The organism is Allobosea sp. TND4EK4 (genome assembly GCF_900156025.1).
Taxonomy (GTDB): Bacteria; Pseudomonadota; Alphaproteobacteria; order Rhizobiales; family Beijerinckiaceae; genus Allobosea.
In genome coordinates, this window is record NZ_FTMO01000004.1 from 21,914 (window position 1) to 44,390 (window position 22,477).

The following is a 22,477-nucleotide window of genomic DNA, read 5'->3' on the forward strand; positions in this document are numbered from 1 at the left end:
CCGATGTCAACGGGGCGGCGGCGGGCAGGTCGTTCCCCGCACGATCAGCTTCGGCGTCAGCGTCAGGCGCTGCAGGGGCGCGGCCGGTTCTGCGATGCGATTGAGCAGGAACTCGGCCGATTTGGCGCCCATCTCGTTCTGGAAATTATGCACGGTCGTCAGCGCCGGAAACCATTGCGCGGCCTCTCTTACGTCGTCGCAGCCGACGATGGAGAAATCGCGCCCGGCCTCGCGCCCGCGATGGCGCAGCCCAAGCATCGCGCCGAAGGCGGCGATGTCGTTCATGCAGAAGGCAGCGGTCGGCGGATCGGCGGCATCCAGAACGTGCTGAATGCCCTTGAGCCCGTTTTCGCGCGTGCCGATGCCCATATGGACCAGCGCCGGATCGAAGGGCAGCCCATGGCGGACCAGCATCTCGCGGTAGCTGGCATAGCGGTTGCGCCCGGTGGAGATCTCTTCGTTCGCGCAGATGAAGGCGATGCGGCGATGGCCGAGGCCGATCAGGTGCTCCATCGCCTGGAAGGTGCCGGCCCGGTCGTCGGAGCCGACGAAGTCGAGCTCGACGCCGTCGAGCTCCCGCGAGAGCTGCACGATGGGGATGCCGGCGTCGATCAGCGGTCGCAGGCTCTCCGACGTGCTGCCGGCCGCAGGGCAGAGGATCATCCCGTCCGGCCGGTATTCGGCAAGGGTGTCGAGCACGCGCCGCTGGCGTTCGAGATCCTCGGCATAGGTCCCGAGCAGCACCGAGCGGCCCTGGGCCGTCGTCGTCTCCTCGATGGCTGCCAGAAGCTCGGCGAAATAGGGATTGGTGATGTCGTGGAAGCCGACGGCGACGATGTTCGTCCGGTCGGTGCGCAGGGCGGCCGCGCCCCGGTTGTAGCGATAGCCCATCTCCCGCGCGATCTCGCGCACGCGGATGCGCGTCGCTTCCGCCACCAGGGGCGAGTCCCGAAGCGCCAGCGAGACGGTCGCTGTCGAAACCGCGAGGCGGTCGGCGATGATCTGCAGCGTGACGCGGCTGCGGCCCGGCGCGGCAGGGGAAGCGAGGGCGGGGCCGGGCGGGCCTTCGATCATGCGCGATCCATCCTGGAGGCAGGCCATCGGCGGCGGTGCCGGACCCTGTCCTCGGTGTCATTGCCCTTTTTCATACAGACAGGCGGGAGAATTTGAAAATGAGCGCAGAACGGGAAAGCGTCGGCTTCGTCGGCGTCGGCTTCATGGGGCAGGGAATGGCCCGCAACCTGCTCGACAAGGGCTTCCCCTTGACGGTGCTGGGCCACCGCAATCGCAAGCCGGTGGAGGAGCTGGTCGCGGCCGGCGCGGCGGAGGCCAAGTCGGCGCGCGAGCTCGCTCGGCGCTCGCGCATCATCTTCCTTTGCGTGACGGGTTCGGCGCAGGTCGAGGGCGTGCTGAAGGGCGAGAACGGCATCATCGCCGGCGCCGCACCCGGCACGGTGGTGGTGGATTGCTCGACCTCCGACCCCATGGTGACGGTCAGGCTGGCGCAGGAGCTGGAGGCGGCCGGCCTGCATCTCGCCGATGCGCCGCTCGGCGGGACGCCGGCGCAGGCGGCGCTGGGCAAGCTTTCGGCCATGGTGGGCGCCACACCGGAGGTGTTCGCGCGGATCAAGCCGGCCTGCGAGGCCTGGGCGGAGAAGATCGTGCATGTCGGCCCGGCTGGGGACGGGCACAAGATGAAGCTGCTCAACAACTTCCTCTCGATGGGCTATGCGGCGATCTATGCCGAGGCGCTGACGCTCGGCCAGAAGATCGGCATCACGCCGCAGAACTTCGACAGCGTCATCCGTGGCGGCCGGATGGATTGCGGCTTCTACCAGACCTTCATGCAGTATGTGCTTCAGCGGGACCGGGACGCGCATAAGTTCACGCTGGCCAATGCGTTGAAGGACGTGCGCTATCTCGAAGGCGTGGCGAATACCGTCGGCGTCGCCAACCCGGTCGGCAACGCGGTGAAGAACAGCTTCGCGACCGCAGTCGCCAGCGGCAGGGGCGAGGATTACGTGCCGATGCTGTCGGACTGGATCGCGGGTCTCAACGGGACATCACTGACGGAGCGCTGAGGACGGGGCGCGGCGAGGCTTCCGCGGGTTGTCTCCGGCCTTTGCGACCACCATCTGGGCTGTTCGCTCGATACACCGCGGGAGTGAACAGCGTGACCAATGGAAGGCAGGAACTCAGGCAGGCCTTCCGCCGCTTCGAGCGGGAGGTTCCGCCATGGCTGGGAGGCGGGTTGCGCTGGCTGCGCCATCCGCGCTCGCGCTGGATCCGGCTGCCGGTCGGCCTCCTGCTGATGCTCGGCGGCGTCTTCTCGATCCTGCCCGGGCTGGGGATCTGGATGCTGCCGCTCGGCCTGCTGCTGCTCGCCGGCGACGTTCCCGTGCTGCGCAAGCCGATGGCACGCTTCACCGTGTGGAGCGCCGACAAATGGGCCGGGCTCAGGGGGCGGCTGCGCCGGAGGGGCTGACGCATCGCAGGGCGGGACGGGATGGGGTTGATCCCCCCGCCGGTCGGCCTCACCATCGGCTTCGGGATGAACATGCTCCGGGGCTCCGCTTCCGGGAATCACGGGGCCGCGCCGGCGCTCCCTCCGTTGGGAGAGATTCGAAAGGACGATGCTCGCCATGAACCGCAACTTCATCCAGGAGCTGGTGGCGGGCATCACCTCGCGCAGCCGGGAGATCGTCGGCTTCGACCGCTTCGTCTCGCGCGGCGCCGCGCCCGACCTTTCGGCCCTGGCGCACGACCTGCTGGGAGGCCGCGGCGAGGCCTCCGGCGTCGCGCTCGCGCATGACTTGCTGTCGGGCTATGCGCGGGCGGATGCGAGCGTTCGGCTCGCCTTCCTGAAGACGCTGGCGACCGGGTTCGGGCCCGATCCGGCGCGGCTGGACCCCGCCGTCGCCGCCTATCTCGCCGAACCCAGCGCCGAGAACGCCTCCGACCTCAACGACGCCTCGGAGCCGCGCCGGCAGGAGCTGCTGCGGCGCCTGAACCGCGCGCCGGGCGGGACCGAGGCGCTGGTGCGGATGCGCGAGGACCTGCTGATGGCGCTGCACGAGCACAAGGAGCTCGGCGTCGTGGATCGCGATTTCGTCCATCTCTTCGCATCCTGGTTCAATCGCGGCTTCCTGGTGCTGAAGCGGATCGACTGGACGACCTCGGCCAATATCCTGGAGAAGATCATCCGCTACGAGGCGGTGCACACGATCCAGAGCTGGGACGATCTGCGCAATCGTCTGGCGCCGGGAGACCGGCGCTGCTTTGCCTTCTTCCATCCGCAGATGGGAGACGAGCCGCTGGTCTTCGTCGAGGTCGCGCTGACGAAGGCGATGCCGGATGCGATCGCGCCGCTGCTTGATCTGACGCGCGAGGCCCTGCCGGCCGGGAAGGCGACGACCGCGGTGTTCTATTCGATCTCGAACTGCCAGGCGGGGCTGAAAGGCGTCAGCTTCGGCAATTTCCTGATCAAGCAGGTGGTGGAGGAGCTGAAGCGCGAGCTGCCGGGGCTGTCCACCTTCGTCACGCTGTCGCCGGTGCCCGGCTTCATGGGCTGGCTCAAGCGCATGCTGGAGACGGACGACGCAGAACGGCCCGATCTTGACTGGGGGGAACTCGCCCGCCTCTCGGACCCCGGCTGGGCGGCGCGGCCCGAGGCCGAGAATGCGAAGCTGCGCGAGGCGCAGCTCAGGGCCGCGGCCTTCTACTTCCTCCAGGCCGGAACGCGCGGGCGGCCGGTCGATCCGGTGGCGCGCTTCCATCTCGGCAATGGCGCGCGGCTGGAGCGCATCGACTGGATGGGCGATCTCTCGGCCAATGGGCTGCGACAGGGCGGGGGACTGATGGTCAACTACCTCTATGACCCTGGCGCCATCGAGGCTAATCACGAGGCCTTCGTGCAGCACGGGACGATCGCTGCCGCATCGGCCGTGCGCAAGCTCGGCCCCGCCCCTTCCAAGGCGGGAGCGGCGCGCCAGCGCGAGGCTGCAGCCACGACCGCGTCTTCCGCGGGCGGGCGCGGCTGAGGACCAGACATTCGGGGACGACGACAGCATGACCAACCATCTCTTCGACCTGATCCGCAGCCGCATGCCGGCGCCGGAGGCGTCTTTCGCGACGCTCGATGACGGGCGGCGCTACAGCTATCAGGACATGCTGGACGTCTCGGCGCGCTTCGCCAACGCGCTGGTGGCGCTCGGGGTGAAGCCGGGCGACCGGGTCGCCGTGCAGGTGGAAAAGAGCATCGAGGCCTTGATGCTCTATCTCGGCACGGTGCGGGCCGGGGCGATCTTCCTGCCGCTGAACACGGCCTATACGCCGGCGGAAATCGAGTATTTCCTGGGGGACGCCGAGCCGGCGGTCTTTGTCTGCGATCCGGCCAAGGCGACCGCGCTGAAGCCCTTCGCCGAGAAGGCCGGGGCGAAGCTGGAGACCCTCGGCGTCTGGCGCTCGCCCGACGTTTCGGCGGGCACATTGCCGGACGCGGCGCTTGGCGCATCGACGAGCTTCGACGATATCGCGCGCGGCCCCGACGATCTCGCCGCCATCCTCTACACCTCGGGCACGACCGGCCGCTCCAAGGGCGCAATGCTCAGCCACGACAATCTGGCGTCGAACGCGCTGACGCTGGTCGACACCTGGCGCTTCACCAAGGACGACGTGCTGCTTCACGCCCTGCCGATCTTCCACACACACGGTCTCTTCGTCGCGACCAACGTGATCCTGCTCGCCGGCGCGTCGATGATCCTGCTGCCGAAGTTCGATCCGGAGCAGGTGTTCGCCCACCTCCCGCAGGCGACCTGCATGATGGGCGTGCCGACCTTCTATGTCCGGCTGCTCCAGGATGCGCGGCTGACGAAGGAGGCGACCCGGCATATCCGGCTCTTCGTGTCCGGCTCGGCGCCGCTGCTGGCCGAGACGCATCGCGAATGGCGCGAGCGGACCGGCCACGCCATCCTCGAGCGCTACGGCATGACCGAGACGAACATGAACACGTCCAATCCCTATGAGGGCGATCGCGTCGCCGGCACAGTGGGCTTTCCCCTGCCGGGTGTCAGCGCACGCGTGGTCGACCCGGAGAACGGACGGGAACTGGCGCGCGACGAGATCGGCATGATCGAGGTCAAGGGGCCGAACGTCTTCAAGGGCTACTGGCGCAACCCCGAGAAGACCAAGGCCGAGTTCCGCGAGGATGGCTTCTTCATCACCGGCGATCTCGGCAAGATCGACCCGGCCGGCTATGTCCACATTGTCGGGCGGGGCAAGGACCTGATCATCACCGGCGGCTACAATGTCTATCCCAAGGAGGTCGAGACCGAGATCGACGGGATGGCGGGCGTGATCGAGAGCGCCGTGTTCGGCGTGGCGCATCCGGATTTCGGCGAGGGCGTCACCGCCGCCGTGGTGGTGAAGCCGGGCGCGACGGTCATGGCCTCGGACATCGCCAAGGCGCTGGAAGACCGGCTCGCCAAGTTCAAGCAGCCGAAGCAGGTTTTCGTCGTGCCCGAGCTGCCGCGGAACACGATGGGAAAGGTGCAGAAGAACCTGCTGCGCGAGCAGTACAAGGATATCTACGCCAGGCGCTGAGGGCGGGTCGGATCGCTCGGCTCGGCCGCCATCCTGATCCAAGGGTGGCGGGCATTCGGCCCTGAACCGCGCGGGTTTTCCCGAGGCGTCGCGTCATCCTGGGCTGGAACCGGGTCCATCGGAACGCGCCAGGGCTCCGTGATGGATCCCGGATCGGCGCCGTTTCGCAGCTTGTCCGGATAAGGCGGTGGTTCCGTGCCCGATCGGCCCGATTTGGCGCGCGCATTTGCGCGGCTTGCCGCACGGGAGGCAAATCCGGCTTTCCTCATCACGGTCACCGGTTGCAAAGTCTTCCCGGCTGTTTTTTGCGCCCGATCGAAAGCGCGGTGTTCGAATACAGAACGAAACGGCCATGAATACTTTTAAATGCAAATGATTTTTAAGAGCGTTATTTTCGATTCTTGACTTTCATCAGGTCCTCGGTGAATCGAGACGTCGTCGGCAGGGAGTCTGCTGCCGAAGCGGAGAGCTGATGTGAACATCCCGGTCCTGTCACTCAACCAGATCGCGTTGGGCAATCTCTTCGTCAGCGTCGTCGTCCTCGGCGTGAAATATGTCGCGTATGTGCTGACGGGCAGCGTCGCGCTCTATTCGGACGCTCTGGAAAGCATCATCAACGTCGCCACCGCCGGTGCCGCAATCGTGGCGATCCGCTTTGCGGCCGTTCCGCCGGACGAGGAGCACCCCTACGGCCATCACAAGGCGGAATACCTGTCCGCCGTGATCGTCGGGGCGCTGATCATCGTCGCCGCGCTGGCGATCCTGCGCGAAGCCTATTTCGGCTATCTGGAGCCCAGGGAGATCGACGCACCCTGGCTCGGCCTGATGATCAGCTCGGGCGCCACGCTGCTCAACGCGCTCTGGAGCGGCTTCCTGATCAAGCAGGGCAAGGCCCACCGCTCCGCTGCCCTCAGCGCCGACGGCAAGCATCTCTTCGCCGATGTCGTCACCTCCATAGGCGTGCTCGTCGGCGTCACGCTCGTGGTCGTGACCGGCATCAAGGTGCTGGACCCGGCCCTGGCGGCACTGGTGTCTCTCAACGTGCTCTGGAGCGGCTGGGCCGTGGTGCGCGACAATGTCAGCGGGCTGCTGGACGAGTCGGCCTCGCCCGAGGAACTGGCGCGCATTCGCGAGATCATCTCGGCGAATGCGGAGGGCTCGATCGAGGCCCATGCGCTGCGCACGCGGCTGGCGGGCAAGGCCACTTTCGTCGATTTCCACCTTGTCGTGTCCGGGGCGATGCCGGTCTGCGACGCGCACGACATCTGCGACCGGATCGAGAACGCGCTCAAGGCCGCCGTGCCCGGCGTCTTCGTCAACATCCATGTCGAGCCGGAGGGGAAGGCGAAGCACAAGGGCATCGTCGTCCTGTAGCGTGCCGGTCTGAACGGCACCGTCGTCCGGCCTCAGGGACGACGATGCCTGAGCGCGGGCCGAAAGCCTCAGCTGCGGACCGCATCCGCATCGCAGCGCGCGAGCATGCGCGAGGCCGCGGTCACTCCCGTCAGCGAGAAGCGATAGGTCGTGACGTTGCCGCGTGCCGAGCGGGCCTCCAGCACCATGTCACGCCCGCCACGCATGGCCGCGAGCAAGGCGGGCTCCCGCTCCAGCCGCTCCAGCCAGGCATTCGAGCCCTGGGTCAGCATGCGGAAGCTTTCGTCGCCGATGGTCACGCTGACCGTCGAATCCTTCGCGAAGGCGTAGCCTGCCTGGAAGCTGGATTCCGTATCGTCACCGCTCTTGCCGGTCTGAACGAAGAAAAACACCTCGCCATGGCGCAGGCCCGACGGTTCCTTCGCCGCAGGCTCGCCAAGGATGAAGCAACGTTGCGTATCTCCGTCCTCGTAGATGGCGGCATTCCAGTCATTGAACTGTCCGAGAGAGCGCGGATTTGCGGCCTCGACAGCCCCCTGCGCAGAGAGAACGAGACAGGCTGCCACGAGCGCCGTTCTGATCATCGGTTTTTCTCCTTTCATCCGGCAAGGGTGGAAAGGAGGCGGTTACCGGGGCGTTAAGATGGCCGAAATCATTCATGCGTCGATCCGGCGCACCCACGGCATCGCATGGACAAGCTCGTCGCCTCAGTTGCGGCCGATGGGCGATGGCCCGGCGCCCGATCGACGGAACAGCAAGGCCGCGGCCAGAACCGTGGCGGGGACGACGCTTTCCTGCCGCAGATGCCAGTCGATCGCGGTGGAGGAGCGGCCGCTGAGCCTGGCGAGTTCGGGGACGTAGATGGTCGCTTCGAAATAGCGGCCGAGCACGGTGGCGAGTTCCTTGCCTGTCGGCGGCCGGCGCTGCCAGCGTTCCGTTTCAACGAAGAGCGACGCGGGAAAGTAGGTCATGGCGTGCCTCCACTCTGTGCACATGGCGAAACTTTCGGCAGGTCTCCCCGGTTCCTTCGGCCGATGCAGCGTCGTTGCCGCACGCTTGGAACGGGCGGGGGCGGCTGGCGTTGACGGGACTGGACCTGTCGCACCGAGGACCACTGGCTTGAACGCGCCCCAGCCCACCCCTGACCCGGCCTTCGATCAACAGGACTCCGCCATCCGGCCGGCCCTTCTGACGCCGGAGGCTTTCAGCGGCCCGGCGATCCTCCTGGCCGGCACGGTCGATTACGGGATGTATGCATTCTTTCGCGAGCGGCTTGCCGCTGCCCCTGCCGAGGGGCTCGTCGTCGTCGAGATCAGCACGCTCGGCGGCGACCCCGAGGTCGCCCGCATGATGGGCGAGGACATCCGCTTCCACAGCGACCTCGACACGCGTCGCCGCTTCGTCTTTCTGGGCAAGGCGGCCGTCTATTCGGCCGGCGCCACCTTCATGAGCTTCTTCGCCCGGGAAAACCGGTACCTGACCCGCGGGACGCGGCTGATGATCCATGAGCGCAAGCTGCAGGCGCAGGTGACGCTGGACGGGCCCCTCAAGACCTGCATCGCCAATCTCAAGGCCAAGCTCAACGAGGTCGAGCATTCCATCGCCATCGAGAACGAAGGCTTCGAGAATCTCGTCCGCGGCTCGCGCGTGCCGATGGACGAGGTTCTGAAGCGGGCGCCGGAGAACTGGTATATCGAGGCCCAGGAAGCCAAGTCGCTGGGCTTGATCGAGGACGTCATCTGAGGAGAGCGGCGTGGCCGTCAGCATCGAGACCAACGAGGATTATGAAGCCGCAGCGCTGAGGCTTGGCGAACTTTCGCGGGAGCAGGTCGAAACCGTCGACCATGAGGAGTTCGAGCAGATCAGCGCGGCGATGATGAGCTTCGAGGCACGCAGGCTCTCGCCGGCATTGGCCGCACCGGTCGGATCGCGTCCGCGGGATACGGGCGAGGCCTAGAGGCCGGAGCCAATCCAAGGCCGGTCTCGTCGCCGGCCTTGGTGCGGAAGGTGGTGCAGAGGGCTGCCGCGATCCTGCCTCGCGATTCTGCCCGGCGAGCCTGCCCCCCGAGTGTCACAGCCACGCCGCGGGCGGGTGAATTCGTCTCCGCGAGGAACACAAGCCGGGGCGCCGCATTCTGCTGGGATGGCACGCTTCTTTTTCGATACCAACGATGGCCAGGCCACCGATGTCGATGACGAAGGCGTCGACTTCCCGGACCATGAGAGTGCCAAGGACGCCGCCAAATCGATTCTTGCATCGATGATCGGCGAGAGGCTGCCCAATGGCGACCATATCGGCTTGCGCGTCACGGTCCGCGATGAAGCCGGCAAGAAGATCTATCGCGCGCAGCTCAGCCTCGACGGGACAGAGCCAAACGCCATTCGATGAGCTGCTGAGCGGTGGTGCGATCTTCTGCCTTCGGACGAAGGTGCGCATACGGGAATGGTGCCCCTGGCCGGGATCGAACCAGCACTCCTTGCGGAACTCGATTTTGAGTCGAGCGCGTCTACCAATTCCGCCACAGGGGCCCTTTCAGGCGGGCGGACTATAGCGATCGACCATCGAGGGTCAATCTTTCCCAGAGGTGGTAGGAACGATTGTCGGGCATTCGCCGCCTGGTGTCGGCATGACCGGCCGGGTCATCAGGGGCCGGCAGCCGTTCCCCTTTCGCGGGGGATGCTCTAGAGGCTCTGCGACCGTTCCAATTCCGACAGTCGAGCTCTCGATGATCCGGCGCCTCTATGAGTGGACCATGTCGCTGGCGGCGCGGCCGCGCGCGCAGCTGTGGCTCGCCATCGTCGCCTTCGTCGAGAGCTCCTTCTTCCTGATCCCGGCCGACGTCCTGTTCGTGCCGATGGCCCTGGCGCGGCCGGCCCGCGCCTATCGGCTGGCGGCGATCGCGACGCTGTTCTCGGTGCTCGGCGGCATCATGGGCTACGCCATCGGCTACTACGCCTTCGAGGCGCTGGCCAAGCCGGTGCTCGCCTTCTACGGCAAGCTCGGCGCCTTCGACACCTTGCGGGCTTGTGCCGGGCCGGACACCACGCTCATCCTGCTGACGACCTCGGGGCTGGCGCATCTGCCGCCGATCAAGGTCGTGACGATCCTGGCCGGCGCGGTCCATATCGGGCTGGTCTTCTTCGTCGTCTCCTGCGTACTGGCGCGGGGCGCGCGCTTCTTCGCCCTGGCCTTCCTGCTGCGGCGCTATGGCGGTGCGATTCGCCATTTCATCGAACGTCGCCTGAAAGTGATCGCGGTCGCCGCGGCCGGGCTGCTGATCCTGCTTTATTTCGGCCTCAAGCTCGTTGCAGGGTCCGGCCAGCTCTTCTCCTGCTGAGCAGGCCCGGCCATGACGACCTCGACCCTCACCACCTCTCCTGGCAATGCCGCCATCCTGACGCCGTTGCGCCTCGTCGGCTTCATCGGGCTCACGAGCCTCGCGCTGATCGCCGGAGCCTGGTATTTCCAGCTCGTCGTCGGGCTGGTGCCGTGCAAGCTGTGCCTGGAGCAGCGGCTGCCGCATTATGCCGCGATCGGGCTTGCTCTGGTGGGAGCGATCCTCTCCCGTTCGGCCCGGCTGCAATGGCTGGTTCTTCTGGGGCTTGCCGGATTGATGGCCTGGAGCACCGGGCTCGGCATCTATCACGCCGGCGTCGAATGGGGCTGGTTCCTCGGCCCGAGCGACTGCGGCGGCGGCATCGCCTCGGCAGGCGGCGTGCAGGACCTGATGAAGCAGCTGCAGACGGTGAAGATCGTCTCCTGCGCGGAGGCCGCCTGGCGCTTCCTGGGCCTGTCCCTGGCCGGCTGGAACGCCGTCGCCTCGGCGGCGCTGTTCGGGCTCGCCGTGTCGGGCCTGCTGCGCTCGCGCCGAGGCTAGAGCCTTACGGCTCCAGCTCGGAATCCCAGTAGAGATAATCCAGCCAGCTCTCGTGCAGATAGTTCGGAGGGAAGAGCTTGCCGTTGCGGTGCAGGTCGTTGATCGACGGCGCGAAGGGCTTCTGCGCCGGGAACATCTCGACCGCCGCGGGCATCTTGTCGCCCTTGCGCAGATTGCAGGGTGAGCAGGCGGCGACGACGTTCTCCCAGGTGGTGAGGCCGCCCTTCGAGCGCGGGATGACGTGGTCGAAGGTCAGCTCCTCGCGCTGGCCGCAATACTGGCAGGCGAAGCGGTCGCGCAGGAAGACGTTGAACCGGGTAAACGCCGGCGTCCGCGACGGCTTGATGTAGCTCTTCAGCGAGACGACGGAGGGCAGCCGCATGTCGAAGGAGGGGCTGCGGACCACGGTATCGTATTCGGAGACGATATTGACCCGGTCCATGAAGACCGCCTTGATCGCGTCCTGCCAGCTCCACAGCGAGAGCGGATAATAGCTCAGCGGCCGGAAATCGGCGTTCAGAACCAGGGCCGGGCAGCTCTCCGGCGAGGCCATCGGATGCATCACATGCGCCGTCAAATCCGTCGCACCTCCGCTTTGCCGGAGCGTACCGGATCGGATTGCGGCGCAACCGGATCTGGTCGTGCTCCAACGCGTTCAGGAGTCCGATTCGCCGATCAGGTTGATTCAACCTGACGGACCAGGCTCCAACGGGACGAATCCCGCCCCGCGATCAATGTAAGCGCGAGACGACAGCAATGTGAAGGGGATGCGTCAATGACGCCTCCTGCGCGGCCTCCCGCCAGGGGCCCGAGAATGCGACGTCGTCCGGCGGCATATTCCCGCCGAATCCGACGCGCGAAGCGGGCCGTTCCCGTCAGCGCGTCGGGACCGGCTTCTCGCCACGATAGTCGTAGAAGCCGCGCTTGGTCTTGCGGCCGAGCCAGCCGGCCTCGACATACTTCACCAGCAGCGGGCAGGGGCGGTACTTCGAGTCCGCCAGCCCGTCATAGAGCACCTGCATCACCGACAGGCAGGTGTCGAGGCCGATGAAATCGGCGAGCTGGAGCGGGCCCATCGGGTGGTTGGCGCCGAGCCGCATGGCGGTGTCGATGGCATCGACCGAGCCGACGCCCTCATAGAGCGTGTAGACTGCCTCGTTGATCATCGGCAGCAGGATGCGGTTGACGATGAAGGCCGGGAAATCCTCGGAAACCGAGATGGTCTTGTGCAGCTTCGAGACGAAGTCCTTGGAGGTCTCGAAGGTCCCGTCATCGGTGGCGATACCCCGGATCAGCTCGACGAGCTGCATCAGGGGGACCGGGTTCATGAAATGGATGCCGATGAAGCGCTCGGGCCGGTCGGTGGCGGCGGCGAGCCGCGTGATCGAGATCGAGGAGGTATTGGAAGCGAGGATCGCGTCGGCGCGCAGATGCGGGCAGACGGCGGTGAAGATCTTGCGCTTCACCTCCTCGCTCTCGGTCGCGGCCTCGATGACGAGGTCGCAATCCCCAAGGTCGGCCAGGGCGGGCGCCGACGCGATACGCGCCATGGCGGTGCGGCGCTCCTCGTCGGGCAGGCCGCCCTTGGCCACCTGGCGGGCCATGTTGCCGTCGATGGTGGCGAGCGCGGCGTTGATGCGCTCCTCTGCGACGTCGTGCAGCTTCACGTCGAAGCCGGCGACGGCCGCGACATGGGCGATGCCGTTGCCCATCTGGCCCGCGCCGATGATGCCGAGCTTCCTGATCGCGTGATCCGCCATTGTTCGATCCCGATATCCGTCATGCTCCCGCGGGAGCGAGGCGGGCCGCAGAAGAGCGGCCCGGTCACGTCTTATTTGCCGGCCTTCTGGAGTTCCTGGTCGAGCTCCGGGAGGATGGTGAAGAGGTCGCCGACAAGGCCGTAATCGGCGATCTGGAAGATCGGCGCTTCCTCGTCCTTGTTGATGGCGACGATGACCTTGCTATCCTTCATGCCGGCGAGGTGCTGGATCGCACCCGAGATTCCGACAGCGATGTAGAGCTCCGGGGCCACCACCTTGCCGGTCTGGCCGACCTGCCAGTCGTTCGGCGCGTAGCCGGCATCGACCGCGGCGCGCGAGGCGCCCATCGCGGCGCCCAGCCGGTCGGCGACCGGCTCGATCACCTTGGTGAAGGCTTCGGTGGAGCCGAGGGCACGACCGCCCGAGACGATGATCTTGGCGGATGCCAGCTCCGGACGATCGGACTTGGCGACCTCCTCGCCCTTGAAGGAGGACAGCGCCGGATCCTCGACGGCCGGGACCGTTTCGATCGAAGCCGAGCCGCCTTCGGCGGCCGCCTGGAAGGAGGCGGTGCGGATCGTCATCAGCTTCTTGGGCTCGGCCGACTGCACCGTCTGGATCGCGTTGCCGGCATAGACCGGGCGCTCGAACGTGTCGGGCGAGAGGACCTTCATCACATCCGACACCTGCATGACGTCGAGCAGCGCGGCGACGCGCGGCAGCACGTTCTTGCCCGTGGTCGTCGAGGAGGCGACGATGGCGTCGTAAGCCCCGGCGAGCTTGACGACCAGCGCGGCGAGCGGCTCGGCCAGCTGGTGGGCGTAAGAAGGCCCTTCCGCCAGAAGCACCTTCTCGACGCCGTCGAGCTTGGCTGCGGCGTCGGCCGCGGCCTTGGCGCCTTCGCCGGCGACCAGGATATGCACGGGCGCGCCCAGCTGCCGGGCGGCGGTCAGCGCCTTGGCGGTCGAGTCCTTGACGGTGGCGTTGTCGTGATCGGCGATCAGCAGCGTGGTCATCAGATCACCCCGGCGGTCTTGAGCTTGGAGACGAGTTCGGCGGCGCTGGCGACCTTGACGCCGGCGGAGCGGCCGGCCGGCTCGGTGGTCTTCAGCACCTTCAGGCGGGGCGCGATATCGACGCCCAGGGTCTCGGCCGAGGTTTCGTCGAGCGGCTTCTTCTTCGCCTTCATGATGTTGGGCAGCGACGCATAGCGCGGCTCGTTCAGGCGCAGATCGGTGGTGACGATCGCCGGCAGCTTGAGCGAGACGGTCTGCAGGCCGCCATCGATCTCGCGGGTGACGTCGACGCTGTCGGAGGCGAGTTCGACCTTCGAGGCGAAGGTGCCCTGCGGCCAGCCCAGAAGGGCGGCGAGCATCTGGCCGGTCTGGTTGCAGTCGTCGTCGATCGCCTGCTTGCCGAGGATGACGAGCCCGGGGCTCTCCTGCTCGACGACCTTCTTGAGGAGCTTGGCCACCGCCAGCGGCTCGACCACGCCCTCGACCTTCACCAGGATGCCGCGGTCGGCGCCCATGGCGAGCCCGGTGCGGATCGTCTCGGCCGCCTGCTGCGGGCCGATCGAGACCACGACGACCTCGGTCGCCTTGCCGGCTTCCTTCAGGCGCAGCGCCTCCTCGACGGCGATCTCGTCGAAGGGGTTCATCGACATCTTGACGTTGGCCAGCTCGACGCCCGAGCCGTCGCCCTTGACGCGGATCTTCACATTGTAATCGACAACCCGCTTGACGGGCACAAGGATCTTCATCGTCCGATCACCGTTCAGAAGAGATTCGCCGCGCGCCGTGCCGCCTCGAAGGGCGAAATGGCGGCATCGCGGCCCTCGGCTGGAATGCGGTCGGACCGTAGCGACGGGTATTTGTGCTTGTCAACGCCGCGACGGCGCATGCGACCGCGGCGCGCAGCGGCTCATGCCCGGAGCCCCGGCCGCCCGAACAGCCGCAGGCCGGGGCGGATCATCAGAGGGGTCAGCGCGGCCCCCGTCGCAAGCCCGCCGAGATGGGCCCACCATCCGATCTGCCCCTGCGGATCGAACCAGGCGGAGGCTGCCTGAAACAGGATCCAGCCACCGAGCGTGTAAACGGCGGGGATGTGGATCGGGATCCATTTGAAGGCGAGCCCCCAGATCCTGACGCGCGGATAGAGCATCAGATAGGCGGCGATGACGCCCGAGATCGCTCCCGATGCTCCGACCAGCGGCTGGTCCGAGCCCGGATACATCGCGGCATGGGCCAGCGACCCGCCGAGCCCGCAGAGGAAGAAGAAGGCGAGGAAGCGGGCATGGCCCATCGCATCCTCGACATTATCGCCGAAGACCCAGAGAAACAGCAGGTTCCCGGCCAGGTGCGCGACGCTGGCATGGATCAGGATGTTGCTGAACAGGGTCAGCCAGGCCGGCGCGTGCATCAGCCCTTCCGGCAGTTGGGCCGTGCCGAACAGCACCGAGGGAATCAGCCCGAAGCCGGCCATCACCGCGATGTCGCCCTGTGTCCCCGGCCAGCGCCAGAGCGCGAGCTGGATGAGGGTGCAGGCGCCGATCAGGCCGTAGGTGACGAAGGCCGAACGGGTGAAACGCAGCGGCACGCCGTCATAGAGAGGAACGAACATGGCCTGCCTCGTTGGTGGGGCGCCCCGCCGATGGACGCCGCGCTGGCGGTCGGGCCAGCAGGTCTTGCTAACGGTTCTTGCCCGGCACCCAGAGCACGTCGCCGCCGGCCTTGGCATTGAGGAAGCGCGAGGCCACGAACAGGAAGTCCGAGAGGCGGTTGACGTATTTCAGGGCCGGGGCCCCCACCGCTTCGCCTTCGGTGGCGGCGAGCTCCGTCATCAGGCGCTCGGCCCGGCGGCAGACGGTGCGGGCGAGGTGGAGATGCACGGCTCCCGGCGTGCCGCCGGGCAGGACGAAGGAGCGCAGGGGGCTAAGCGCCTCGTTGAGGCGGTCGATCTCGCTTTCGATGCGCTCGACCTGCGCCTCGATGATGCGCAGCGGTTCGAAGGCGAGCGGCACGCCGGAGGCCGGCGTCGAGAGGTCGGCGCCGAGATCGAAAAGGTCGTTGCTGATTCGGCCGAGCATCGCATCGAGCCCGGCGTCCTCCGTCGCAGCGTGCAGGCGGGCCATGCCGATGCAGGCGTTCGTCTCGTCGACCGTGCCGTAGGCGGCCACGCGCAGATCGTATTTCGGGCGGCGCGGACCGCTGGTCAGGCCGGTCGTGCCATTGTCGCCGGTGCGGGTGTAGATGCGGTTGAGCTTGACCATGCGCTGCTTATAGCGCGCGCCTTGCGTTGGGGAAGAGCGCCTTTTGCCGCCTTGCGGCAGGCGTCCGGTTCAGAAGGTGTAGCCGAGCTTGGCGCCGAAATTGGCCGGGCCGCGCGGCGAGGCCGTCCCCGGCTGGCCCGAGCAGCCCACGGTGCTGAAGTGCTCGAGCGTGGTGACGAGACTCCAGCTCCGCGACAGGCGGAAGCCGAGCGCGGCGGCCTCCCGCGTGCCCGTGTTGCAGCCGACGCTGAGGCGGTTCTCGGGGATCACGGCGCCGTTCTTGCCGTTGTTCAGCGCGGCGGCGAGGCTTGCCTCGACGAAGACGTCGCGACTGACGTCGAAGGTCCAGGTCGCGCCGGCGTAGGCATAGCGCGTGCCGTTGAGGTTGATGCTGGAGCCGATGTTGAAGCGCGGGATGAAGGCCGAGGCGATGCGGTCCTGAAGCGGGATGAGGCGCGGCGAGAGCACCTCGCCGCCGAGGTTGAACAGCCCGCTTTCACGCCCGCCGACCGAGGCGAAGCCACCGCCGATCCGTGCCTCCCAGGCTGGGGTGGAAGAGGTGCTGGCCGGGGCGTAGCTGGACACGCCGGACGGAAGAGGCTGCGACTGCGCCAGACAGGGCAGGGCAGCCAGACAACCGGCCAGAGACAGCAACGCGACGCGAACCATGGGTGACCGCTGGGTTTGAGCAGGCGTTAGTGAAGCACACATACTCGTGACCGGAATGTGGCAGGGCGCCGCGCGGCGATGCCGCATCTCGTAGGGTTGTCACAGAAAAAGAGCTTCGTGTGCAAAGGCTTGTGCAAATCGCGGCTCAACCGCCGCTGCGCCACCAGAGCACGAAGACGATGATCAGGATGGCGAGAAACTGGAGCTGGACGCGCAGCTGCATCAGCCTCTGCGAGGTGTTGGCGCTGCCGCCGCGCATCATGTTGATGAGCCCGAGCAGGAGCACGACGGCGACCGCGCCGATGGCGACCGGAACGAGCGTATTCGAGAGCGTCATGGATCGGGCTTAAAGCACGAGGCCGGGCTTGGCCAGCGCCAGCCCAGGCTTATCCCGGCGATTCGCGTCAGCTCTGAAGCGCGGCCAGTGCACGGCCGCGGACCGGGGCAGCGAGATCGGACGCAAGCGCCCGGCAGAGCGCGGGCAGCCCGTCCAGCAGGCTGGGGACGAAGGCCTGCGAGGGCGGAGGCCGCTTCGGCAAGGCGTGCAGCGCCGCCGCCATCACGGCCGGGTCGCGCTCGCCATCGCCGGCCTGCGTCGGGTCGAGCAGCATGTCGATCAGCTTGAGCTCGTCGGCGCGGCTGGCGCGGATCGCCTGTTCGAGACGCGGATGCATCCGCGGGACGATCAGCGCCGGCTTGTCGAAGGACAGCACCTCGCAGAAGGTGTTGTAGCCGCCCATGGCGACAACGCAGTGCGCCCGGTTCATCAGGAGTTCGAGGCGCGGCTCGAAGCCGAGCCCTTCGAGCTTGGGATTGCGGGTGATGCGCTCGGCAAAATCCTTGCGCTTCTCGCGCGACATGAACGGACCGAAGACGATGAGCGCCGGCAGTTCGATCGTCGGGTCGGTCTCATAGGCCGAAATCACCCAGTCGATGACGCCCGCCCCATCGCCGCCGCCGCCGGGGGTGACAAGGATGAACGGTTGCTTGGTGATGCGCGGGTAGCGATTCGGCGGCATCGGGCTCGGCACGGCGCGCTTGAGATAACCGAGATAGCGGATCTTGTCGGCGAAGCGCTCCGGGTTCGGCAGCCCCGCCAGCGGCTCGTAGACGCTTTCGAGCCCGTAGACGAAGATGTCGTCATAGAGCGTCTCCAGCGCATCGAGCGCACCGCTCGCGGTCCATTCCTCCAGCACCGCCGCCGGCTCGTCGAGCACGTCGCGCAAGCCGAGCACGATGCGCGCGCCGCGTCGGCGCAGGATGTCGAGGGCGGGCTTCATCTCGCCGCGCAGGCCGACGGGCTCCTTGTCGACGATGACGACGTCGGGGTCGAAGGTGAGAACCGTCTGCTTGATCAGCTCGGTCCGCAGCCGGACCGTGTCGTCGAGGTCGAGATTGAGATGATGCGGCTGGTAGCTGCCGTCTGGCTGCTTCTCGATGCCCGGGATGCGGACGTAGTCCACCCCGTCGCCGAACTGGAAGCTCGAGATCACCGAGGAGCCGGAGACGATGATCACCGAGATATGCGGGTAGCTCGCGATCAGCGCATTGGCGATGGCGCGACAGCGGCGGATATGGCCGAGCCCGAAGGTGTCGTGGCTGTAGATCAGGACACGCGGCGCATGGGGGCTGCGCGGAGCCCGCTCGGCTCCGGGAAGGTCGACGACGTTGGAATACATCGGAACGCCGGTCCTCCAGGAAAGGCAAACGACCTCTCGAAGAGGACGAACGAGGCTCGCTACCGCTGCGTTATAGCGTGCTGCGCCGCTCGATCCAAGGGCGCTGCGGCTCTGGCGGCATCAACCTGCCGATGCGGGGCCGTCGCGCCGGCCATCCAGCAGAGCCCTCGGCTCGGCGAGATGGACGGCCGGATGGGCACGGGCAAGGCGCAGCAGCGCGTCGAGAAAGCTCCACACCGTGTCGTCATGATCGCGGTGGTGCAGCAACACGCCGAGGGTCGCTTCGTCGATGCTGCCGGTGCGTCTGCGTGCCAGGAGGCTGACCAGTTCCGCGATCAGGTCCTCATGACTGCGGCCGACGCGGCCGCCCTGCCAGTCCATCACATCGAGATCGGTATCGAGCAGGACGAGGTCGCCTGTTCCAGTGAGGCGGTGGCCACGGAAGCAGGAGAGGCCAGTAAAGCCGAGCGCGGGCAGGCGGGCGGCATGACCGGGGTCGATGCGGTTCCAGGGCGGCACGAAGATCGGCACGAGCCCGTCGCCGAGAAGGTCGCGCAGGCGCAGGCCCGCCTCCGCGATCTCGGCATCGACCGTGGCGGGACTGCGGCCTCCGCCGAATTCGGATTTCTTGGCGCCGTGTGGAGCGTGGTTCTGGTGGCGCACGCCGTGCTGGCAGGGCTGCAGCAGCGGCATCGCTTGCAGCACTGCCGCAAGGCCGGGCTCGGCCAGCATGGGGATGACGGCGAGCAGGACGGGCGCTTCGAAGCGCTCCGCCAGCTCCGAGAGGCGCGACAAGGCGGGACTCGGTGCGATGGCGTCGTCGTCGCGCAGCCAGAGACGCAAGGACCGCCCCGCTTCGCTCCAGCGGTCGAGCTCGTCGCGCAAGGAGTCCCAAGGCGCGTCGGTCATCGCTCCGCCTCCTTTCGCTTCGCGCGATGGTTTTCCAGTGCCAGCGCGAGGCCTTCCGCAAGCCGCTCCGCGGCCTTCTGCGGGGATCGTTCGGTCAGGGCGAACCGGCGCGCGGCATCGCCCAGGCGCCGGCGTCGTGCCGGGTCCGCGAGCAAGGCCGACAGCCTGGCTGCGAAAGCGGCCTCGTTGCCTTCCTCGACGAGCAGCGCCGTCCGCCCGGCGTCCACCGTGTCGGCGACACCGCCGCTGTCGAAGGCGACGATGGGCAGGCCGACCGCCTGCGCTTCCAGATAGACCAGCCCATAGGCCTCCCGGATGCCGGGCCAGACGAAGATGTCGTGCGCGGCGAGCTCCTGCATCGCCCCGTCGCGATCGAGCAGGCCGAGAAAGGTGACGCGCCCGGCCGGAAGCGTCGCAAAGGCCTGTTCGATCGCGGCGCGCTGGCGCCCGTCGCCGATGATGCTGAGGCGCCAGTCCTCGTCCTGGATGAGCGCGAGAATGCGGGCCAGGGCGAGATAGCTGTTCTGCTTGGTGCCTTCGCGCATCATCGCGATGGTGACGAGGCGGGGAGGGGTGTTCGCCGCCGCGCGGGCGGGCGGCTCGGTCGCGAAGGCGATGAAGGGCGGCAGCGGCAGAAGCGCCGTGCCGGGCTCGCGCCAGGGCTCCAGCCCTCGCCGGTCGCGCTCGGTGAAATGGAAATGCACGTCGCCGGCCGCGAGCCCGCGCCGGACGCGCTCGGTATGCGGCGCCCATTCTCCCTGCGCGCGGCGGGGGGCATCGCTGGCCTCGGCGGTCACATAGGGAATGTCGCAGGCCGCGGCGAGCGCGGGGCCGAGCAGGTCCGGGGCGCGGTAGTAATTGTGATAGGTGAACCAGAGGTCCGGGGCAGGGCTCGCGCCGCTGCGCCAGTGGCGCAGGAGATCGTCCCGCAGCTGCGCCGCCCGGTCTTCCCGCTCGGCCAGGCAAGCGGCATCGGAGCTGGGCAGATAGCCGCGCGGAGCCACGACCGGATCGACCTCATGGCCCAGGCTGCGGAGCGCCGCGACGAGCTGGCGCGCCATGCGCCTGTCGCCCGAGACGCCGCCATCGTCGAACAGGTTGAGCGGGGTGTGGAACGCGATGCGCAAGCGGTCGGGGCCGGTGGCGGCTCAGCGATAGGGATCGGCTGCGTCGCGCAGACCGTCGCCGAGGAAGTTGAAGGCGAGGATGATCAGGATCACCGGCACGACCGGATAGAGCAGCCAGGGGTAGAGCGCCACCACATTGATGTTCTGCGCCTCGTTCAGCATCACGCCCCAGCTGGTGATCGGCGGGCGCAGGCCAAGGCCCAGGAAGGACAGCGCCGTCTCGCCCAGGATGGTGCGGGGAATGGTGATCGTCGCCGAGGCGATGAGATGGCTCATGAAGCCGGGAACGAGATGCAGCGCGATGATGCGGGCCGGCCTGGCGCCCATGAGCTGGGCGGCGACGACATAGTCCTCCTCGCGCAGCGAGAGCAGCTTCGAGCGGACGGAGCGGGCGAGCCCGGTCCAGTCCATCAGCCCGAGAATGATGGTGATGCCGAAATAGACCAGCACCGGGCTCCAGGAGGGCGGCATCACCGCCGCCAGCGCCAGCCAGAGCGGGATATGCGGCAGCGACTGCACGATCTCGATGACGCGCTGCACGACGAGGTCGACGCGCCCGCCATAATAACCGGCGATGCCGCCGATGATGATGCCAAGCACGAAGGAAATGCTGATGCCGATGAGGCCGATCGAGAGCGAGATGCGCCCGCCATAGAGAACCCGAGAGAGCATGTCGCGTCCCAGCCGGTCGGAGCCCAGCCAGAAGAAGGTGCCGCCCTCCGGCGGGCAGACGAGGTGGCGGTTGCCGGGGATCAGCCCCCAGAACTCGTAGGCATCGCCGCGGCAGAAGAAGCGCAGCTTCTGCGGCCTGGTGCGGTCCTCCGTATATTCCCGCTTGAGGTTCTCCATGTTGAGGTGGAGCTTGTAGGGGTAGACGAAGGGGCCGATGAAGCTGCCCTCGTGGAAGAGATGAACGCTCTGGCCCGGCGCCCGGATGAAGTCGGTGTTGCGCGTGGTGTAGTGATAGGGCGCCAGCAATTCGGCCAAGGCCGCCATGCCGTAGATGACGATGATGACGACGGCCGAGATGACCGCGAGCCTGTGCTTGCGGAACTTCCACCACATCAGCCGCAGCTGGGACGCACGGTCAATCCGGTCCTGCTCGGGCGTCACCCGCTCGACCGCATAGGGCTCGAACGGCGCGTCCGAGGCCAGATGCGGCAGCGGCTCGCCGTCCGGCGGCAGGTCCTTGAGAGCCTCGGCCGTCATTTGGTCGCGGTTCCCTGCAGGCGGATGCGCGGATCGAGGATGGCCAGCGCGATATCGGAGATCAGCACGCCGATCACGGTCAGGAAGGACAGGAACATCAGGAAGGAGCCGGCGAGATACATGTCCTGGCTCTGGAGCGCGCGGATCAGCAGCGGCCCGGTGGTCTGCAGCGAGAGCACGATGGCGACGACCTCGGCGCCCGAGACGATGGAGGGCAGGATGTCGCCGATGTCGGAGATGAAGAAGTTGAGCGACATGCGGAGCGGGTACTTTCGCAGCGCCTTGCCGGGCGGCAGCCCCTTGGCGCGGGCGGTGACATAGTACTGCTTCTGCAGTTCCTCGAGCAGATTGGCCCGCAGCGCGCGGATCATGCCTGCCGTGCCGCCGGCGCCGATGATGATGACCGGGATCCAGAGATGCTCCAGCACCGAGACGAGCTTGGCCCAGCTCATCGGCTGGTTGAGATAGGCCGGGTCGACAAGGCCGCCGATCGAGGTGCCGAACCAGACATTGGCGAAGTACATGAAGACCAGCGCCAGCAGGAAATGCGGGATGGCGAGGCCGATGAGCCCGATGAAGGTCAGCCCGTAATCGCCCCAGCTGTATTGATGGGTGGCCGAGTAGATGCCGATCGGGAAGGCGACGATCCAGGTGAAGACGATGGTCGCGAAGGAGACCAGCATCGTCAGCATCAGGCGGTCGCCGACGATCTCGCGCACCGGGCGCTGATACTCGAAGGAATAGCCCATATCGCCGTGCAGGAGCCCGGCGACCCAGCGGACATAGCGCTCCACCGGCGGGCGGTCGAAGCCGTATTCCTTCTTCAGGAACTCGATGCGGCTCATATCCGCCTTCTCGCCCTGCGCCTGCATCTCGGCGGCCAGCGTCTCGAAATAGTCGCCGTCCGGCAGGTTGATCACGGTGAAGATCAGCGCGCTGGTGACGATCAGCGTCGGGATCATGATCAGGATGCGCTTCAGGATGTAGCGGAGCAGCACCG

Annotated in this window: 26 protein-coding genes and 1 tRNA gene; 10 read left to right on the forward strand and 17 right to left on the reverse strand. The window is 67.2% G+C overall.

All coding sequences use genetic code 11. The features are described from left to right. Window positions 1-6 precede the first annotated feature (6 nt). On the reverse strand, window positions 7-1,074 hold the full coding sequence (locus BW981_RS09375) for a LacI family DNA-binding transcriptional regulator (protein ID WP_076438443.1): 1,068 nt from the start codon (window positions 1,072-1,074) through the stop codon (window positions 7-9). Between the two features lie 92 nt (window positions 1,075-1,166). Here BW981_RS09375 and BW981_RS09380 point away from each other — a divergent pair, with 92 nt between their 5' ends. The 5 genes from BW981_RS09380 (at window position 1,167) to BW981_RS09400 (ending at window position 6,975) form a co-directional block, all read left to right on the forward strand. Further along, window positions 1,167-2,081, forward strand: coding sequence for an NAD(P)-dependent oxidoreductase (locus tag BW981_RS09380; RefSeq protein ID WP_348521403.1), 915 nt, complete (start codon window positions 1,167-1,169; stop codon window positions 2,079-2,081). A gap of 92 nt (window positions 2,082-2,173) precedes the next feature. Next, window positions 2,174-2,485, forward strand: coding sequence for a hypothetical protein (locus BW981_RS09385; protein WP_076438933.1), 312 nt, complete (start codon window positions 2,174-2,176; stop codon window positions 2,483-2,485). Between the two features lie 157 nt (window positions 2,486-2,642). Then, window positions 2,643-4,040, forward strand: coding sequence for a malonyl-CoA decarboxylase (locus BW981_RS09390; RefSeq protein ID WP_083712289.1), 1,398 nt, complete (start codon window positions 2,643-2,645; stop codon window positions 4,038-4,040). Between the two features lie 28 nt (window positions 4,041-4,068). Continuing rightward, on the forward strand, window positions 4,069-5,601 hold the full coding sequence (locus tag BW981_RS09395) for a malonate--CoA ligase (protein ID WP_076438449.1): 1,533 nt from the start codon (window positions 4,069-4,071) through the stop codon (window positions 5,599-5,601). A gap of 474 nt (window positions 5,602-6,075) precedes the next feature. Continuing rightward, on the forward strand, window positions 6,076-6,975 hold the full coding sequence (locus tag BW981_RS09400; RefSeq protein ID WP_139333706.1) for a cation diffusion facilitator family transporter: 900 nt from the start codon (window positions 6,076-6,078) through the stop codon (window positions 6,973-6,975). 68 nt (window positions 6,976-7,043) lie between these two features. Here the strand turns inward: BW981_RS09400 and BW981_RS09405 are convergent, their stop codons facing one another. Beyond that, window positions 7,044-7,559 (reverse strand): invasion associated locus B family protein, encoded by a 516-nt coding sequence (locus BW981_RS09405; RefSeq protein ID WP_076438451.1) that lies wholly within the window; start codon window positions 7,557-7,559, stop codon window positions 7,044-7,046. A gap of 123 nt (window positions 7,560-7,682) precedes the next feature. Next, window positions 7,683-7,946 carry a hypothetical protein gene (locus tag BW981_RS09410; RefSeq protein WP_076438453.1) on the reverse strand — a complete coding sequence of 88 codons (264 nt, stop codon included), beginning with the start codon at window positions 7,944-7,946 and terminating at the stop codon, window positions 7,683-7,685. Between the two features lie 202 nt (window positions 7,947-8,148). Between BW981_RS09410 and BW981_RS09415 the strand changes: the two genes are divergently transcribed. From BW981_RS09415 to BW981_RS09425, 3 genes are all read left to right on the forward strand, one after another. Continuing rightward, window positions 8,149-8,718: an ATP-dependent Clp protease proteolytic subunit gene (locus tag BW981_RS09415; RefSeq protein WP_076438937.1), complete on the forward strand. Its 570-nt coding sequence runs from the start codon at window positions 8,149-8,151 to the stop codon at window positions 8,716-8,718. Between the two features lie 10 nt (window positions 8,719-8,728). Then, complete coding sequence (locus tag BW981_RS09420) at window positions 8,729-8,932, forward strand: hypothetical protein (protein WP_076438455.1); 204 nt, start codon at window positions 8,729-8,731, stop codon at window positions 8,930-8,932. 186 nt (window positions 8,933-9,118) lie between these two features. Continuing rightward, the gene (locus tag BW981_RS09425) at window positions 9,119-9,364 is read left to right on the forward strand and encodes a DUF6894 family protein (protein WP_076438457.1); all 246 of its coding nucleotides are present in this window, start codon (window positions 9,119-9,121) and stop codon (window positions 9,362-9,364) included. 55 nt (window positions 9,365-9,419) lie between these two features. Here BW981_RS09425 and BW981_RS09430 read toward each other — a convergent pair. Beyond that, window positions 9,420-9,504, reverse strand: a tRNA-Leu gene (locus tag BW981_RS09430). Between the two features lie 197 nt (window positions 9,505-9,701). Here BW981_RS09430 and BW981_RS09435 point away from each other — a divergent pair. Both BW981_RS09435 and BW981_RS09440 read left to right on the forward strand, forming a co-directional pair. Beyond that, window positions 9,702-10,313 (forward strand): YqaA family protein, encoded by a 612-nt coding sequence (locus BW981_RS09435; protein ID WP_076438459.1) that lies wholly within the window; start codon window positions 9,702-9,704, stop codon window positions 10,311-10,313. Between the two features lie 12 nt (window positions 10,314-10,325). Then, on the forward strand, window positions 10,326-10,853 hold the full coding sequence (locus BW981_RS09440; RefSeq protein WP_076438462.1) for a disulfide bond formation protein B: 528 nt from the start codon (window positions 10,326-10,328) through the stop codon (window positions 10,851-10,853). Between the two features lie 4 nt (window positions 10,854-10,857). Here the strand turns inward: BW981_RS09440 and BW981_RS09445 are convergent, their stop codons facing one another. From BW981_RS09445 to BW981_RS09505, 13 genes are all read right to left on the reverse strand, one after another. Next, entirely contained in the window at window positions 10,858-11,415 is a 558-nt protein-coding gene (locus BW981_RS09445) for an HNH endonuclease (RefSeq protein ID WP_076438939.1), read from the reverse strand. Between the two features lie 313 nt (window positions 11,416-11,728). Next, window positions 11,729-12,613, reverse strand: coding sequence for a 3-hydroxybutyryl-CoA dehydrogenase (locus BW981_RS09450; protein WP_076438464.1), 885 nt, complete (start codon window positions 12,611-12,613; stop codon window positions 11,729-11,731). Window positions 12,614-12,684: 71 nt separating this feature from the next. After that, complete coding sequence (locus BW981_RS09455) at window positions 12,685-13,629, reverse strand: electron transfer flavoprotein subunit alpha/FixB family protein (RefSeq protein ID WP_076438466.1); 945 nt, start codon at window positions 13,627-13,629, stop codon at window positions 12,685-12,687. After that, on the reverse strand, window positions 13,629-14,375 hold the full coding sequence (locus tag BW981_RS09460) for an electron transfer flavoprotein subunit beta/FixA family protein (protein ID WP_076438467.1): 747 nt from the start codon (window positions 14,373-14,375) through the stop codon (window positions 13,629-13,631). Before BW981_RS09460 ends, BW981_RS09455 begins: the two co-directional genes overlap by 1 nt. A gap of 161 nt (window positions 14,376-14,536) precedes the next feature. Then, window positions 14,537-15,235, reverse strand: a complete 699-nt coding sequence (locus tag BW981_RS09465) for a rhomboid family intramembrane serine protease (RefSeq protein WP_076438469.1) — start codon at window positions 15,233-15,235, stop codon at window positions 14,537-14,539. A 67-nt stretch (window positions 15,236-15,302) separates the two neighbouring features. After that, window positions 15,303-15,884, reverse strand: coding sequence for a cob(I)yrinic acid a,c-diamide adenosyltransferase (locus BW981_RS09470; protein WP_076438471.1), 582 nt, complete (start codon window positions 15,882-15,884; stop codon window positions 15,303-15,305). A 69-nt stretch (window positions 15,885-15,953) separates the two neighbouring features. Next, complete coding sequence (locus tag BW981_RS09475) at window positions 15,954-16,553, reverse strand: hypothetical protein (protein WP_076438473.1); 600 nt, start codon at window positions 16,551-16,553, stop codon at window positions 15,954-15,956. A gap of 145 nt (window positions 16,554-16,698) precedes the next feature. Continuing rightward, complete coding sequence (locus BW981_RS09480) at window positions 16,699-16,890, reverse strand: twin transmembrane helix small protein (protein ID WP_076438475.1); 192 nt, start codon at window positions 16,888-16,890, stop codon at window positions 16,699-16,701. Window positions 16,891-16,957: 67 nt separating this feature from the next. Next, entirely contained in the window at window positions 16,958-18,232 is a 1,275-nt protein-coding gene (locus tag BW981_RS09485) for a glycosyltransferase family protein (protein WP_076438477.1), read from the reverse strand. A gap of 120 nt (window positions 18,233-18,352) precedes the next feature. Then, window positions 18,353-19,141 carry a polysaccharide deacetylase family protein gene (locus tag BW981_RS09490; RefSeq protein WP_076438479.1) on the reverse strand — a complete coding sequence of 263 codons (789 nt, stop codon included), beginning with the start codon at window positions 19,139-19,141 and terminating at the stop codon, window positions 18,353-18,355. Further along, window positions 19,138-20,268 (reverse strand): glycosyltransferase family 4 protein, encoded by a 1,131-nt coding sequence (locus tag BW981_RS09495; protein ID WP_076438481.1) that lies wholly within the window; start codon window positions 20,266-20,268, stop codon window positions 19,138-19,140. The genes BW981_RS09490 and BW981_RS09495 overlap by 4 nt, the downstream gene beginning before the upstream one ends. Before the next feature lie 21 nt (window positions 20,269-20,289). Then, window positions 20,290-21,477, reverse strand: coding sequence for an ABC transporter permease (locus BW981_RS09500; RefSeq protein WP_076438483.1), 1,188 nt, complete (start codon window positions 21,475-21,477; stop codon window positions 20,290-20,292). After that, window positions 21,474-22,472: an ABC transporter permease gene (locus BW981_RS09505; RefSeq protein WP_076438941.1), complete on the reverse strand. Its 999-nt coding sequence runs from the start codon at window positions 22,470-22,472 to the stop codon at window positions 21,474-21,476. Before BW981_RS09505 ends, BW981_RS09500 begins: the two co-directional genes overlap by 4 nt. Window positions 22,473-22,477: the final 5 nt, after the last annotated feature.